Origin of the sequence: Caulobacter sp. KR2-114 (assembly GCF_049446115.1) — a bacterium.
Lineage (GTDB): Bacteria > Pseudomonadota > Alphaproteobacteria > Caulobacterales > Caulobacteraceae > Acaudatibacter.
In genome coordinates this window covers 23,233-38,379 of record NZ_JBMSEC010000004.1, presented here as the reverse complement: position 1 = coordinate 38,379, position 15,147 = coordinate 23,233, and the positions used below count along the sequence as shown (strand labels likewise).

11 protein-coding genes are annotated in these 15,147 nt (G+C 70.4%); 8 read left to right on the top strand and 3 right to left on the bottom strand.

The annotated features are described in order from the left end of the window. Positions 1-123: 123 nt before the first annotated feature. Together ACO2Q3_RS15540 and ACO2Q3_RS15535 are read left to right on the top strand one after the other, a co-directional pair. The gene (locus ACO2Q3_RS15540) at positions 124-1,728 is read left to right on the top strand and encodes a DHA2 family efflux MFS transporter permease subunit (protein WP_423308076.1); all 1,605 of its coding nucleotides are present in this window, start codon (positions 124-126) and stop codon (positions 1,726-1,728) included. 148 nt (positions 1,729-1,876) lie between these two features. Then, a complete protein-coding gene (locus tag ACO2Q3_RS15535; RefSeq protein WP_423308074.1) occupies positions 1,877-3,568 on the top strand; it encodes an AMP-binding protein in 1,692 nt (563 codons plus the stop codon). A gap of 159 nt (positions 3,569-3,727) precedes the next feature. On the opposite strand, the gene ACO2Q3_RS15530 is transcribed toward ACO2Q3_RS15535, so the two are convergent. After that, a complete protein-coding gene (locus ACO2Q3_RS15530) occupies positions 3,728-4,441 on the bottom strand; it encodes a GH25 family lysozyme (RefSeq protein ID WP_423308072.1) in 714 nt (237 codons plus the stop codon). Positions 4,442-4,607: 166 nt separating this feature from the next. On the opposite strand from ACO2Q3_RS15530, the gene ACO2Q3_RS15525 reads away from it, so the two are divergent. From ACO2Q3_RS15525 to ACO2Q3_RS15515, 3 genes are all read left to right on the top strand, one after another. Continuing rightward, positions 4,608-5,882: a cytochrome P450 gene (locus tag ACO2Q3_RS15525; protein ID WP_423308070.1), complete on the top strand. Its 1,275-nt coding sequence runs from the start codon at positions 4,608-4,610 to the stop codon at positions 5,880-5,882. 83 nt (positions 5,883-5,965) lie between these two features. Then, the gene (locus ACO2Q3_RS15520) at positions 5,966-6,883 is read left to right on the top strand and encodes an SDR family NAD(P)-dependent oxidoreductase (RefSeq protein ID WP_423308068.1); all 918 of its coding nucleotides are present in this window, start codon (positions 5,966-5,968) and stop codon (positions 6,881-6,883) included. Between the two features lie 142 nt (positions 6,884-7,025). Beyond that, positions 7,026-8,246 (top strand): acetyl-CoA hydrolase/transferase family protein, encoded by a 1,221-nt coding sequence (locus ACO2Q3_RS15515; protein ID WP_423308902.1) that lies wholly within the window; start codon positions 7,026-7,028, stop codon positions 8,244-8,246. A 182-nt stretch (positions 8,247-8,428) separates the two neighbouring features. On the opposite strand, the gene ACO2Q3_RS15510 is transcribed toward ACO2Q3_RS15515, so the two are convergent. Together ACO2Q3_RS15510 and ACO2Q3_RS15505 are read right to left on the bottom strand one after the other, a co-directional pair. After that, the gene (locus tag ACO2Q3_RS15510) at positions 8,429-10,339 is read right to left on the bottom strand and encodes a potassium transporter Kup (protein WP_423308066.1); all 1,911 of its coding nucleotides are present in this window, start codon (positions 10,337-10,339) and stop codon (positions 8,429-8,431) included. Positions 10,340-10,642: 303 nt separating this feature from the next. Beyond that, complete coding sequence (locus ACO2Q3_RS15505; protein WP_423308064.1) at positions 10,643-11,521, bottom strand: alpha/beta fold hydrolase; 879 nt, start codon at positions 11,519-11,521, stop codon at positions 10,643-10,645. Between the two features lie 112 nt (positions 11,522-11,633). Here ACO2Q3_RS15505 and ACO2Q3_RS15500 point away from each other — a divergent pair, with 112 nt between their 5' ends. Genes ACO2Q3_RS15500 through ACO2Q3_RS15490 form a run of 3 tightly spaced genes read left to right on the top strand, consistent with a single transcriptional unit; the run spans position 11,634 to position 15,141 of the window. Beyond that, entirely contained in the window at positions 11,634-13,190 is a 1,557-nt protein-coding gene (locus ACO2Q3_RS15500) for a sulfatase-like hydrolase/transferase (protein WP_423308062.1), read from the top strand. Next, positions 13,187-13,945, top strand: a complete 759-nt coding sequence (locus ACO2Q3_RS15495; RefSeq protein ID WP_423308060.1) for an HpcH/HpaI aldolase family protein — start codon at positions 13,187-13,189, stop codon at positions 13,943-13,945. Before ACO2Q3_RS15500 ends, ACO2Q3_RS15495 begins: the two co-directional genes overlap by 4 nt. Then, positions 13,942-15,141, top strand: coding sequence for a pyridoxal phosphate-dependent aminotransferase (locus ACO2Q3_RS15490; protein WP_423308058.1), 1,200 nt, complete (start codon positions 13,942-13,944; stop codon positions 15,139-15,141). Before ACO2Q3_RS15495 ends, ACO2Q3_RS15490 begins: the two co-directional genes overlap by 4 nt. The last annotated feature ends 6 nt before the right edge of the window (positions 15,142-15,147 follow it).

Sequence of the window (15,147 nt, the reverse complement as noted above, 5' to 3'; positions counted from 1 at the left end):
TCGCCGCCCGGACATGCTCTAAATGTTTGAAGTAGAGCCCTTCTCAACGGGTCAGATCTGACCCTGAAGGGCTCTAGCGGCAAAGCATTTCGCATGCTCCGGCGATCAGATAGCATCGTTCGCATGGTCGCAAGCGCCGCCGCATCCTCAGGCCGGGAAGTCGGCGTCGTCGCCGGCGCGGGGCTCAGCGAGCGCCGCAGGATGGCGATCTTCTTCGTCATGGCGGTGGGCCAGTTCATGGCCCTGCTCGACATCCAGATCGTCGCCTCGTCGATGAACGCGATCCAGGCCGGCCTGTCGGCCGCCGCCGACGAGATCGACTGGCTGCAGACCGCCTATCTGATGGCCGAGATCGTGATGATCCCGCTGTCGGCCTACCTCGCCCAGGCCCTGTCCACCCGCTGGATGTTCGTCGCCTCGGCCGGCCTGTTCACCGTGGCCAGCCTGATGTGCGGCCTGGCCTGGGACCTGCAGTCGATGCTGCTGTTCCGCGTGGTGCAGGGCTTCGTCGGCGGGGCGATGATTCCGCTGGTGTTCGCCACCGGCTTCTCGTTCTTCGACGGGCCGCGACGGGCGATGGTCACCAGCGTGCTGGGGGTGATCTCCACCCTGTCGCCGGCGCTGGGCCCGGCGGTGGGCGGCTGGATCACCGACACCGAGAGCTGGCGCTGGCTGTTCCTGATCAACGTCGTCCCGGGCGCCCTGGTGACGGCCGGCCTGGTCTGGCTGGGACCGTTCGATCGCGCCCAGCCGTCGCTGTTGCCGCGGATCGACTGGGTGCACGCCGCCAGCCTGGCGGTGTTCCTGGGCGGGCTGCAGTACGTGCTGGAAGAGGGGCCGCGGCATCAGTGGTTCGCCGACGCGACCATCGCCAGCGTCGCCTGGATCGCCGCCGTCGGCGCGGTGGTGTTCTTCGAGCGCTGCTTCTTCTCGCACTCGCCCGTCGTCAGCCTGGCGCCCTTCCGGCGAAAAGGCTTCTGGGCGGCGGGGGTGCTCAGCTTCGTCACCGGCGTCGGCCTCTACACCATCACCTATCTGACGCCGGTGTTCCTGGCCCGGGTGCGCGACTTCCCCAGCCACAGCATCGGTCTGACCACGTTCGTCGCGGGCGTGTTCATGACCGCCTCGGCGCCCGTGGCGGCCTGGACGGCGACGAAGATCGACATGCGCATCTGCATGGCGATCGGCCTGGTGCTGTACGCCCTGAGCTTCTGGATGATCTCGGCGGTGGGCAGCGACTGGGGCTTCTGGCAGCTGTTCTGGATCCAGGCCGTGCGCGGGGCCGGGGTGCTGTTCTGCATGGTGCCGAGCGTCTCGATGGCGCTGAACAACCTGCCGGACGCCGAGCTGAAGCCGGCCTCCGGGCTGATCAACCTGATGCGCAATCTCGGCGGCGCCCTGGGCATCGCCCTGGTGAACACCGGCCTGCAACGCTATTTCGCCTGGCACGTCCAGCAGCTGGCTCAGAGTCTGGGCCGGGCGCCGCAGGACGCCATGGCCGCCGTCGCCGGCCTGGCCCAGCGTCTGGCGATCGACATGCCCAGTCCGGACCAGGCGCCGATGGCCGCCCGCGCGGCGATCGGCCAGATGGTGGCGCGCGAGGCCCTGACCGGGGCCTTCCAGGACGTCTTCCGCCTGTGCGCCTGGGTGTTCATCGCCGCCCTGGCGGCGGTGCCGTTCTGCCGTGGCGGGTCGATGATGCCCGACGAGACCCAGCATCATCATTGAGGTATTCTCTTCCCCCTCTGGGGGAAGTCCCGGCGAAGCCGGGGAAGGGGGCTCCAGAAGGCGCGGGCTTCCGCGCTAGGCTGGAGCCCCCATCCCCCCTCCGGGGGGACTTCCCCCAAGGGGGGAAGAGAGGGTTGGGGAAGGACGCATGGACGAGACCCTCAGCTGGGTCCGCGGGGCCGACGAGCCGCCGCTGCTGGAGCACACCATCGGCGAGGCGCTGGAGCGCGCCGCGGCGGCCTGGGGCGAGGCGACGGCGCTGATCAGCGCGCACCAGGGCGTGCGCCTGAGCTGGCGCGACCTGCTGGCGCGGGCGGACGATCTCGCCGCCGGCCTGCTGGCGCTCGGCCTGTCGCCGGGCGACCGGATCGGGATCTGGTCGCCAAACTGCGCCGAGTGGGCCCTGACGCAGTTCGCCGCGGCCCGCGCCGGCCTGGTGCTGGTCACCATCAACCCGGCCTATCGCCTGGCCGAGGTGGAATACACGCTGAACAAGGTGGGCGTGCGCGCCCTGGTCTGCGCCGAGCGGTTCAAGACCTCGGACTATGCCGGCATGATCGAGGCCCTGGCCCCCGAACTGGCCGTCTCGCCGCCGGGGCGACTGCAGGCCGCCCGCCTGCCGGCCCTGGTGGCGGCGATCAAGATCGGTGGCGGCCCGCGCGCCGGCTGGCTGGACTTCGCGGCCGTCGCGGCGCCGGCCGCGCCCGCGGCGCTGGACCGGGTCGCGGCGATCGGCCGGACTCTGAAGGCCGCCGATCCGATCAACATCCAGTTCACCAGCGGCACCACCGGCTCGCCCAAGGGTGCGACGCTGAGCCATCGCAACATCCTCAACAACGGCTTCTTCGTCGGCCGCGCCATCGGCCTTCGGGCCGGTGACCGGCTGTGCATCCCCGTGCCGCTGTACCATTGCTTCGGCATGGTGATGGGCAACCTCGGCTGCCTGACGCATGGGGCGGCCATGGTCTACCCGTCCGAGGCGTTCGACGCCGAGCGGGTGCTGGCGGCGGTGGAGGCCGAACGCTGCACCGGCCTCTATGGTGTGCCGACGATGTTCATCGCCGTGCTGGGCAGCGCCGACCTCGAACGGCGCGACCTGTCCTCGCTGCGCACCGGCTGCATGGCCGGCTCGCCTTGCCCGGTGGAGGTGATGAAGCAGGTCATCGGGCGCCTGGGCATGACCGACGTGACCATCGCCTACGGCATGACCGAGACCAGCCCGGTCAGCTTCCAGACCGGCCCCGACGACCCGCTGGAGCGGCGCGTCTCGACCATCGGCAAGGTGCAGCCGCATCTGGAGGTGAAGATTGTCGGCGAGGATGGGACGGTGACCCCGCGCGGCGCCCCGGGCGAGATCTGCACCCGCGGCTATTCGGTGATGCTGGGCTACTGGGACGATCCGCAGCGCACGGCCGAAGCGGTGGACGCCGACGGCTGGATGCACACCGGCGACATCGGCGTGATCGACGCCGAGGGCTACGGCAACGTGGTCGGGCGGATCAAGGACATGGTGATCCGCGGCGGCGAGAACCTCTATCCGCGCGAGATCGAGGAGTTCCTCTATCGCCATCCCAAGATCGCCGACGTGCAGGTGGTGGGCGTGCCCGACGACCGCTACGGCGAGGAACTGTGCGCCTGGGTTCGCCTGCAGCCCGGCGAAAGCGCCGACGAGGCGGAGATCAAGGCCTTCTGCCGCGGCCAGATCGCCCACCACAAGATCCCGCGCTACGTCCGCTTCGTCGACGACTTCCCGATGACCGTCACCGGCAAGGTGCAGAAGTTCCTGATCCGCCAGGCGATGATCGACGAACTGGGGCTGAGCGAGCGGGCGACGGCTTAGCTTTGCTCTGTCATCCCGGAATCCGCGCAGCGGATATCCGGGACCGCGGCCGGCGCCGGCGCACGCTAAGGCCGCCCTCCGTCAGCGCTTCCGGCGGTCCCGGATATGGGCTGACGCCCATTCCGGGATGACAGTGGGAAGGGAGAGAACGCCGGCCGCTCAAGCCCCCGCCAGCCGCGCCAGGCCGCCGGGCCTGCCGGCGAACACGTTCAGGTCCACCGGGCCCAGCACGCCCTTCACCTTGCCGCGGTTGTGGTACTGCCAGAACACCCACGGCCGCCGGTCGTCCGGCTGCATGGCGATCGAGCGACGCCATACGGGGCGGTCGGGCAGGGCGACGGCGTAGATCTGCTGGAACTCCGGGGTCATGTACAGGATCGCCCGCTTGCCCTCGCGCGCCTCCACCGGACGCAGGAAGGCGGCCAGCTGCTGGCGCAGCGCATCGGGTCCGGGACGGGTCTGGCAGTTGCCGCCGAACTCCAGGTCGACCACCGGCGGCAGCGCGTCCGCGGCGTGGGGCACCGTGGCCAGGAAGTTCGCCGCCTGGGCCGCGCCGGAGCGGCAGAAGGTGAAATAGTGGTAGGCCCCGACCCGCAGCCCGGCCGCCCGCGCGGCCTTCCAGTTGTCGGCGAACGCCTCGTCGCGGTTGTCCGCCCCTTCGCTGGCCTTGAGGTAGGCGAAGCTGACGTCGTCGGTGGCCACGGCGCGCCAGTCGATGGCGCCCTGATGGTGCGAGACGTCGATGCCGCGCACGGGATAGCGATGCCGGTCCGGCCGGAACGAACCGAACCACCAGGCCCCGGCGGCCAGGGCGCCGAGCACGCCCAGCGCCAGCGCCCCCGTCATCCATCGCGACCGTTTCCTGCGCGCCATGCCCGCTCCCGACCCGGCGGCAAGGCTAGCACGCCGATCGGATCGCCGGCGCCGGACAAGACCGGACTTTTCGGCGCCACGCCCCGCGTGCCGTCGCGTCGGCTTTGACCTCGATCAATGTCGCGCCTTGGCCGTTCGCTTCCGCTGGCGGGCAAGAGGAGCCCCCATGACCATCCCCACAGACGTCGCCAACACCATCATCGACCCCAAGGCGTACGCCGACGGCCGCCGTATCGACGAGGCCTTCTCCTGGCTGCGGCGCGAGGCGCCGCTCGACGTGGCCGAGGTGGAGGGCTTCTATCCGTTCTGGGTGGTCACCCGGCAGGCCGACATCCTGGAGGTCGAGCGGCAGAACGAGCTGTTCCACAACGGCGATCGGCCGACCACGCTCACCAATATCGAGGGCGAGAAGAAGGTGCGCGAGATGATGGGCGGCTCGCCGCACCTGGTCCGCTCGCTGGTGCAGATGGACAACCCCGACCACCACGCCTACCGCCGGCTGACCCAGGCCTGGTTCATGCCGCAGAACCTGCGCCAGCTGGAGGCGCGCATCCGCGAGATCGCCCGCAGCTTCGTCGACCGCATGGCCGCGCACGGCGGGCGCTGCGACTTCGCCCGCGACGTCGCCTTCCTCTATCCGCTGCACGTGGTGATGGAGGTGCTGGGGGTGCCGGAGATCGACGAGCCCCGCATGCTCAAGCTGACCCAGGAGCTGTTCGGTAGCGCCGACCCGGAGCTCAACCGCACCGGCGAGGCGATCGCCGACATCGATCAGGGCATCGCCGCGATCCAGGAAACGGTCATGGACTTCATGACCTATTTCAACGCCATGACCGAGGACCGGCGGCGCCAGCCGAGGAACGACCTGGCCAGCGTGATCGCCAATGGCCAGGTGGACGGCCAGCCGCTCGGCCACCTGGAGGCGATGAGCTACTACATCATCGCCGCCACCGCCGGCCACGACACCACCTCCAACACCACCGCCGGCGCACTCTGGGCCCTGGCCGAGCGGCCGGAGGTGTTCCGGGCGCTGAAGGATGACCTGTCGCAGATCCCAGGGCTGATCGAGGAGTCTATCCGCTGGGTCACCCCGGTGAAACACTTCATGCGCTCGGCCACCGCGGATGCCGAGCTGGGCGGGCGCAAGATCGCCAAGGGCGACTGGTTGTTCCTCAGCTATCCGTCCGGCAACCGCGACGAGGCGGTGTACGCCGACCCCTTCGAATTCGACATCGCCCGTTCGCCGAACAAGCACGTGGCGTTCGGCTACGGCGCGCACATCTGCCTGGGCCAGCACCTGGCGCGGATGGAGATGCGCATCCTGTGGGAGGAGCTGCTGCCGCGGCTGGAGTCGGTGGAACTGGACGGCACGCCGGCGAACATGACCGCCAACTTCGTCTGCGGCCCGAAGACCGTGCCGGTGCGCTTCAAGATGCACTGAGCCCGCGCTGGCGCCCCCGGCGTCACCATTGAGCCCGCCCTCTATTCGCGCTAGGCGGCGGCCATCGCGAAGAGGAGGACCCCATGGGCGTCTTGGAAGGCAAGGTGGTGCTGGTGACCGGCGCCGCGGGCGGCATCGGCAAGGAGTGCGCCCTGCTGGCGGCGCGCGAAGGCGCCAAGGTGGTGGTCAACGACCTGGGCGGCTCGGTGGCGGGCGGCGACGAGGGCTCCGCCGGTCCGGCCGAGGCCACGGCCGCGGAAATCCGCGCCGCCGGCGGCCAGGCGGTCTCGAACTCCGAGAGCGTCACCGACATCGAGGCCGTCAGGCACATGGTGCAGCAGGCGCTGGACGAGTTCGGCGGCCTGCACGCGGTGATCAATCCCGCCGGCATCCTGCGCGACGGCATGTTCCACAAGATGAGCGACGCCGACTGGGATGCGGTGATCGCGGTGCACCTGCGCGGCGCCTACAACGTCTCGCGCGCCACCATAGAGCATTTCCGGGGTCAGGAAGAGGGCTCCTACGTCCACTTCACCTCGACCTCGGGTCTGATCGGCAACATCGGCCAGGCCAACTACGCCGCCGCCAAGCTGGGGGTGATGGGCCTGTCCCGCATCCTGGCCATGGAGGGGGCGATGAAGAACGTCCGCTCCAACATCATCGCCCCGTTCGCCTGGACGCGGATGATCGCCACCATCCCGGTGAAGGACGAGGCCTCCGCCGAGCGGGTGGGCCGCATGCAGCGCTCGATGCGCGCCGACCAGGTGGCGCAGCTGGCCGTGGCGCTGGCCAGCCCGGAGTCCAAGGACGTCTCCAGCCAGATCTTCGGCGTGCGCGGCAACGAGGTGGTGCTGTTCGACCAGCCGCGCCCGGTGCGCTCGATGGCCAACACCGAGGGCTGGAGCCCCCGCAGCCTGATCGATGTGGCCCTGCCGGCGATGAAGAACGACTTCACCAGCCTGGGCGCCTCGGCGACCGTGTTCCCCTACGATCCGATCTGACCATGCAAGGTGAAGCGCTGTCTCCCCTCCCCCTCGCGGGGAGGGGCCGGGGGTGGGGGCGTCAGCGCTGGCTTCTGCCGATGTCGGCGCGACACCCCCACCCCCTGCCCCCTCCCCGCAAGGGGGAGGGGAATTGAGCGCCGTGCTGCTCGAGGCGTTCCGGCCCGGCCGCAGGATCTACGTCCAGGGCGGGGCGGGCGAGCCGCTGGCCCTGCGTGCGCTGCTGGCGGCGCATCCCGAAGCCCTGGCCGACGTCACCCTGGCGGGCTGCTTCCTGCCGGGGATGAACGACTTCGACTATGCGGCGCTGAACGACCGCGTGCAGGTGTCGTGCTTCATGCTGCCGCCCGCGTTCCGGGGCGCGTTCGAGGCCGGCCGGGTGACGGTGACGCCGATGGCCTATTCGCAGATCGCGGTGGCGATGCGCGACGGCCCGGCGCCGGACCTGGCCATCCTGCAGGTCACGCCGCCGGACGCGGACGGAAACTGCAGCTTCGGTCCTTGCGCCGACTTCGCGCCGCTGGTCTGGCCGCGGGCCAGCAAGGTGGCGGCCTTCATCAATCCCCGCCTGCCGCGGGCCCGGCGCGGGCCGACCATCCCGGTCGCGAAGATCGACATCCGCATCGACGCCGACGGACCGTTCATCACCGCCGTCGAGGCGCCCCCGGCCGCCGACCAGCAGGCGATCGCCGCGCGGATCGCCGGCCTGGTCCCCGACGGCGCGGCGATCCAGACCGGCATCGGCGGCGCGCCCGCCGCGGCGGTGGGCCGGCTGACGGACCGGCGCGGCCTGGTGGTGCGTTCCGGCATGGTCACCGAGGGCTACCGCCGCCTCGCCGATGCGGGCGCCCTCGCCGACGCCGGGCATATCACCGGCCTGGTGCTGGGATCGCCCGGCTTCATGGCCTGGGGCTGCGAGACCTTCGAACTCGCCGACGCCACGGTCACCCACGGCCCGGCGTCCCTGGCGGCGATCGAGCGCCTGTGGGCGCTGAACTCGGCCCTGGAGGTCGACCTGTTCGGCCAGGCCAATGTGGAGTGGCAGGGCGGGCGGCTGATCAGCGGCCTGGGCGGCGCGCCAGACTTCGCCCGCGCGGCCCGGCGTTCCCCTGGCGGCCGGGGCGTGCTGGCCCTGCCGGCCACGGCGCGCGGCGGGACCATCTCACGCATTGTCCCGCGCATCGCCGCGCCCACGGTGTCGATCCCGCGCGACGACACCGACCTGGTGATCACCGAGCACGGCGTCGCCGACCTGCGCGGCGCCAGCCTGGAGGGCCGGGCCAAGGCGCTGATCGCCATCGCCGCGCCGGAACACCGCGAGGGGCTGGAGCGCGGGTGGGCGGAGCTGAAGCGGGGGCTTTAGGGGCGCCGGAACCCCTCACCTTCCCATGGCTGCGCCATGGGCCCCTCCCTCTCCCTCTGGGAGAGGTGATTTTCTTATGTGCGATCAGCGCCTTACCTTCACCTCTCCCGTGGGGAGAGGGAGGGGCCCAATCGCGATCCGCGATTGGGAAGGTGAGGGGTTCAGGCCTCTCCGGCCAGAACCTAGACCGTCACCTGTAGCCCCATCTCCACCACCCGCCCGGGGGGAATGGCGAAGAAGTCGCTGGGGTTGGCGCTGTTGCGGGCCAGGGCGATGAACAGCAGATCCTGCAGGCGCCGCAGGCCGTGCTCGTGCGACGAGACGATGGTGCGGCGGCCCAGGAAGTACGAGGTGGTCATCGGGTCGAAGGCCACATCGCCCTTCACAAGCTGCATGGCCGAGGGCACGTCCGGCGTCTCCATGAAGCCGAAGCGCAGGTTCACCCGGACGAAGTCGTGCGACAGCCGGTCGAACGAGGCGCGCCTGGCCTCCGGCACCCGCGGTTCGTCGGTGGTGGTGACGGTCACCAGGCAGTTGGTCTGGTGCAGGATGCCGTTGTGCTTGAGGTTGTGCATCAGGGCGCTGGGCGTCAGGTCCGCCTCGGGCGTGAGGTAGACGGCGGTGCCCGCCACGTGATGCCGCGGCCGGCGATCCAGCGAGGCCAGGAAGTCGGACAGCGGGATGCGGTCGCGGCGCGCCTTGTCGGTGATGATCCGGCTGCCGCGGATCCAGGTGGCGATGATCGCCGCCGCGGCCGCGCCCATGGCCAGCGACACCCAGGCGCCCGAGATCAGCTTCAGCGAATTGGCGGCGAAGAAGGCCAGGTCGACCAGGAATAGCGGCGCCACGATCAGCGCCGTGCGCCACGCCGGCCACTTCCACATCCGGCGGATGACGATCGCCGCCAGGGCGGTGGTCACGGCCATCGTCCCGGTCACCGCCAGGCCGTAGGCGTTGGCCAGGTTGTCGGAGCTCTTGAAGATCGCCACCAGCAGGATCACGCCGATCATCAGCAGGAAGTTGATGGTCGGCAGGTAGATCTGCCCGGCCTCGACCTCGCTGGTGCGCCGCACGTTCAGTCGCGGCAGCAGACCCAGCTGGATCGCCTGGTTGGACAGGGAATAGGCGCCGGTGATCACCGCCTGGCTGGCGATCACGGTGGCGGCGGTGGCCAGGATCACCAGCGGCACGCGGGCCCAGGTGGGGGCCAGCAGGAAGAACCAGTCCTGGTCGGCGATCGCCGCCTGGCTGCCTGGACCGGAGATGAACTTCAGCGCCAGGGCGCCCTGGCCCAGGTAGCAGAAGGCCAGCGCCGGGAAGACCACCAGGATCCAGCCCACCCGGATCGGGCCGCGGCCGAAGTGGCCCATGTCGGCATAGAGCGCCTCGGCCCCGGTGATGGTCAGCGACACCGACCCCAGCACGAACAGGCCGATGATCCCGTGCCGCAGCAGGAACAGGATCCCGCGGGTGGGATCGAGCGCCCACAGCACCTTGGGCGCCTCGGGAATGTGGCTGACGCCCATCACCGTGATGACCACGAACCACAGCAGGCAGATCGGGCCGAACAGGGTCGCGACCCGGGCGGTGCCGTGCGACTGGATCAGGAACAGGCCCACCAGGATGGTGAGGCTGATCAGGATCACCACCGGCAGGCTGACGTCGTTCGCGATCTGCGGAACCGTCCTCAGCCCCTCGACCGCCGACAGCACCGAGATCGCCGGCGTGATCATCGCGTCGCCGTAGAACAGGGCCGCGCCGATCACCCCCAGCACCAGCACCACCCGCGTACGGCCGCCCAGCGCGTGCTGCGCCAGCGCCATCAACGACAGGATGCCGCCCTCGCCCTTGTTGTCGGCGCGCATCAGCACGGTGACGTACTTGATCGTCACCACGATGGTCAGCGCCCACAGCATCAGCGAGGTCAGGCCCAGGATGTCGCCCTCGTGCACCGTGGCGCGGGCCGCCTGGCCGATCGCGACCTTGAACGCATAAAGGGGACTTGTGCCGATATCGCCGAACACGACCCCCACGGACCCGAGGGTCAGGGCGGCGAAACGGCCGAGGGACGGCTTGGCGGCGTGGGCGGTCAAGGAGTTCTCTCTCGGCGCGCGGAAACGGCGCGTCTCTATCGCCCCGCAGCTATGTCCGCCAGCCTAAGAAGGAAATGTCCAAAGCGTCGCAGGGGCATAAGGAAAGCATAAAGATCGGGGTGCTCGGTGCGACTCGTCACCCCGTCGAGTTCTCTTCCCCCTCTGGGGGAAGTACCCGCGAAGCGGGGGTAGGGGGCTTCAGCGCAGAACGGATCATCGCTGCAACGCTGGCGCGCGGCAGCCCCCATCCCCGCCTTCGGCGGTACTTCCCCCAGAGGGGGAAGAGAACGAGGGCGGCCGCTTTCAGACCAGCCCCTTGGCGCGCATCCACTCGGCCAGCGCCGCGTTGACCGCCTCCGGCGCTTCCTGCTGCACCCAGTGCGAGACCCCCGGCAGGCGGCGGGTGGTGAGGTCGGCGACGTAGGGGCCATAGCCCTCGGCGCATTCCACCCCGAGGAAGCTGTCCTCCTCGCCCCACACCAGCAGCGAGGGGGTGGCGATGGGGGACGTCCCGTCGCCGATGTAGCGATCCACGCCGGCCACGTTGGCGCGGTAGTAGTTGATCATCGCCGTCAGGGCGCCGGGGATCAGGGCGTTGCGGCGATAGACCTCCACCGCCTCGGGCGGGAAGCGGCTCTTGTCGCGCGCCTCGGTGACGAAGGCCTGGGCGATGGCGCGGGCGCCGTTGGCCCGCATGCCCGCTTCCGGCAGGCCGGGGATCTGGAAGAAGGCGACATACCAGGACCGGGTCCACTGGCGGAACGAGCGCCGCAGCACGTCGCGATAGACCGCCATGTGCGGCGCGTTCATCACCACGAGGCCATCGAGCGGCAGGCGGCCGGCCTGGCCATAGCCCCAGGCGATGATGCCGCCCCAGTCGTGGCCGATCAGCAGCCTCCGTTTCGCGCCGGCCGCCTTGAACAGGGCGGCGACGTCCTCGGTCAGGTGGTCCAGGTGGTAGTTGGCCTTGCCGAGCGGTCGGCTGGTTTCGCCATAACCGCGCAGGTCCGGCGCGATCGCCCGCCAGCCCAGCGCCGCCAGGGCCGGCAGCTGGTGGCGCCACGACTGCCGCGCCTCCGGAAAGCCGTGCAGCAGCAGGGCGACGTCGTCCCCCTCGCCGCAGCTGTCGACCACGAACGACAGGCCGTTGGCCTGCATGCGGCTGGTGACGATCTCCGCCATGCGCTTCCCCCCAGGATCCCCGGCCAAGCTTAGCGGATTTCAGCGGCCCGCGCTTGCCTTCGCGGCCGATCCGGGGCCTTGAATGGCCAACAAGACAAGGGAGCGCGCCGCCTTGAAGACGCCGAAGAACGCCATCGTCATCCTGCTGGACAGCCTGAACCGGCACATGCTGGGCGCCTATGGCGGGACCGAGTTCGAGACGCCGAATCTCGACCGCTTCGGCGCCGGCGCCGTGCGTTTCACCCGCCACTACACCGGCTCGCTGCCCTGCATGCCGGCGCGGCACGACATCCTGTGCGGGGCGCTGGACTTCCTGTGGCGCGCCTGGGGCTCGGTTGAGATCTGGGAAGACGCGATCACCTACGAGCTGCGCCGCGCCGGGGTCACGACCCAGCTGATCAGCGACCACCCGCACCTGTTCGAGACCGGTGGCGAGAACTACCACTGCGACTTCAAGGGCTGGACCTACGAGCGTGGCCACGAGGGAGACGCCTGGAAGACCCGGCCGGACCCCAGCTGGACCGGCGCGCCCGCGTTCGGCCGTGGGCACATGCCCTATGACGACAGCCGTGGCTGGTTCCGCGGCGAGGGCGACTTCCCCGGCCCGCGCACCATGGCCGCCGCCGCCCAGTGGCTGGACGACAACGCCGGCCATCACGACCGCTTCTTCCTGTTCATCGACGAATTCGACCCGCACGAGCCGTTCGACACGCCCGAGCCCTGGGCCTCGAAGTACGATCCGGAGTGGGAAGGGCCGCACCTGATCTGGCCGCCGTACATGCAGGGCGCCATCGAGAAGGGAATCATCACCGAGCGGCAGGCCAAGCAGCTGCGCGCCAGCTACGGCGGCAAGCTGAGCATGATCGACCACTGGTTCGGCAAGGTGCTGGACGCCATCGAGCGCAACGGCCTGGCGGACGACACGGCGGTGATCCTGTGCACCGACCACGGCCACTACCTGGGCGAAAAGGACATCTGGGGCAAACCCGGCGTGCCGGTCTACGAGACCCTGGGCCACATCCCGCTGATGATCCGCTGGCCCGGCGTCGCCCCCGGGATCTGCGAGGCGCTGACCACCAGCGTCGACATCCACGCCACCCTGATGGACCTGTTCGGCGTCGCCCAGCGCCAGCGCACGCACGGCCATTCGCTGATACCGCTGCTGTCGGGCGCGGCGACGTCGGTGCGCGACTGGGTGCTCACGGGGGTCTGGGGCCGCGAGGTGTGCCTGGTGTCGGAGCACTGGAAGTACGTGCGCGGCCCGGCCGGCGCCAACGCCCCGCTGTCGATGCTGTCGAACCGCTGGTCGACCATGCCGACCCATGTGCTGCCGCCCTACGAGGCGCTGCCGCTGCCCGACCACCGCGCGGTGCTCGACCGCATGCCGGGCTCCGACGTGCCGGTGATCCACCAGCGCTGGGAAGACGGCGACGCCGTGCCGTTCTGGGCCCGCTTCAAGCCCAAGGGGAACTTCCTGTTCGACCTGGCGGCCGACCCCGACGAGATGACCAACCTGGCCGGCGGTCCCCACGAGCCAGCCCTGGCCGCCCGGCTGCGCGATATCCTGATCGCCCTCGAAGCGCCGCTGGCCCAGTTCGAGCGTCTGGGGCTGGAAGCGCCGCCGACGGTCTCGCGCCCGGCCGCCGAACCGGCTATGGCCCGGTCATGATCAGCTCGCGCCTCCCCACCCCCGCCCTGAAAGCCCGGCTGAAGTCGGGCCCCTCGATCGGCTGCCACTGGCTGTCGCTGGGTTCGCCCGCCATCGCAGAACTGGCGGCGGACGCCGGCCCCGACGCCATCGTCATCGACACCCAGCATGGTCTCTGGGACCGCTCGACGATGGAGAGCGCCATCGGCGCGGTGGCCGGCCGCGCGCCGGTGCTGGTGCGGGTCGCCGACCAGTCGGACTGGGCGATCGGCTCGGCGCTGGACGCCGGCGCGCACGGCGTGATCGTGCCGATGGTCAACACCGCCGACGAGTGCGCCCGCGTGATCGGGGCCGTCCAGTATCCGCCGGTCGGCCGCCGCTCCGGCGGCGGGGCGAGGACCAGCGCCGACTTCGCCGCCTACCGCGGCGCGGCCCAGCACCTGGTGGCCTCGGTGATGATCGAGACCGCCGAGGCCGTCGAGGCCGCCGAGGCCATTGCCGCCACCCCCGGCCTGGACCTGATCTTCATCGGCCCTGGCGACCTGACCCTGTCGCTCGGCGCCGGCCAAGGGACGCCCGCGTTCGAGGCCGCGGTCGCCAAGGTCATGGCGGCCGGCAAGGCCGCCGGCGTGCCGGTTGGCATCTTCACCACGGGCATCGACCAGGCGCTGGCGCGCGCCAGGGAAGGCCATGCCTTGGTGGTCGCCGCCTATGATGTGGCCGTGACTCGCAGCGCCACGGCCCAGGTGCGGCGCTTCCAGCAGGAGGCGTCTTGAGCCGCGCCGCCGCCGGCCTGGCGCCCCCCGCCAGCCTCGCCCTCTCGGGTGTGCAGGACCACATCCTGCGCATTCCGCTCGACAACATCTCGACCCTGGCCAAGAACGCCTTCGGCGACCCATCGATCATCCCGCTGTGGTTCGGCGAGGGCGACCGCGCCGCGCCGGCCTTCATCGGCGAGGCGATGAAGCGCGCCATCGACGATGGCCACGTCTTCTACACCCACCAGAACGGCATCCCCGAGCTGCGGACGGCCCTGGCGGACTATCTGACGGGGCTGAACCGCGCGCCGGTCACGCCGGACCGGATCACCGTCACCTTCAGCGGCATGAACGCGATCATGCTGACCCTGCAGATGGCCATGCGCCCCGGCGACAACATGATCGCCATCGACCCCGTCTGGCCGAACGCGGCGGGCATGGCGAAGCTGCTGGACGCCGAGGTCCGCTCGGTGCGCATGGATCACGGGCCGGACGGCTGGACCCTGGACGTGGACAAGCTGGTCGACGCCATGGACGAGCGCACCCGGGTGGTGTTCTTCGCCTCGCCCGGCAATCCCACCGGCGCCATGCTGCCGATCGAGACCCAGGTCGCCGTGCTGCAGGCCTGCCGCGCGCGCGGCATCTGGCTGATGGCGGACGAGGTCTACAACCGGCTGGTGTTCGGCCGCCGCAACGCCGAATCCATCCTCGACCACGCCGACCCGGAAGACCGGCTGATGGTGGTCAATTCCTTCTCCAAGTCCTGGGCGATGACCGGCTGGCGGCTGGGCTGGATCGTGCATCCGCCGTCGGTCGGCCAGCACCTGGCGATGATGACCCAGTACACCACCTCGGGGGTGACCACCTTCCTGCAGCACGCGGGCGTCGCGGCGGTGCGCCAGGGCGAGCCGTTCGTGGCGTCGATCCGCGACTACTGCGAACAGGGCATGGGCATCGTCTGCGACGCCCTGGAACGGTTCGGCCGGGTGCGCCTGGGCCCGCGCCCCAAGGCGGGCATGTACGCCTTCTTCGAAGTCGACGGCCTGCCCGACAGCCGCGCCGCCTGCCTGGAGATCCTGGACAAGACCCGCGTCGGCCTGGCCCCCGGCTTCTTCTTCGGCCCGGGGTCCGACAGCTTCCTGCGCCTGTGCGTGGCGCGCGATCCGAAGGTGCTCACCGAGGCGGTGGGGCGGCTGGAAGGGTTTTTGGGATAGCGGCGG

Coding starts and splice junctions, on each gene's coding strand:
- ACO2Q3_RS15540 (WP_423308076.1), top strand. CDS start 124: ATGGTCGCAAGCGCCGCCGCATCCTCAGGCCGGGAAGTCGGCGTCGTC.
- ACO2Q3_RS15535 (WP_423308074.1), top strand. CDS start 1,877: ATGGACGAGACCCTCAGCTGGGTCCGCGGGGCCGACGAGCCGCCGCTG.
- ACO2Q3_RS15530 (WP_423308072.1), bottom strand. CDS start 4,441: ATGGCGCGCAGGAAACGGTCGCGATGGATGACGGGGGCGCTGGCGCTG.
- ACO2Q3_RS15525 (WP_423308070.1), top strand. CDS start 4,608: ATGACCATCCCCACAGACGTCGCCAACACCATCATCGACCCCAAGGCG.
- ACO2Q3_RS15520 (WP_423308068.1), top strand. CDS start 5,966: ATGGGCGTCTTGGAAGGCAAGGTGGTGCTGGTGACCGGCGCCGCGGGC.
- ACO2Q3_RS15505 (WP_423308064.1), bottom strand. CDS start 11,521: ATGGCGGAGATCGTCACCAGCCGCATGCAGGCCAACGGCCTGTCGTTC.
- ACO2Q3_RS15495 (WP_423308060.1), top strand. CDS start 13,187: ATGATCAGCTCGCGCCTCCCCACCCCCGCCCTGAAAGCCCGGCTGAAG.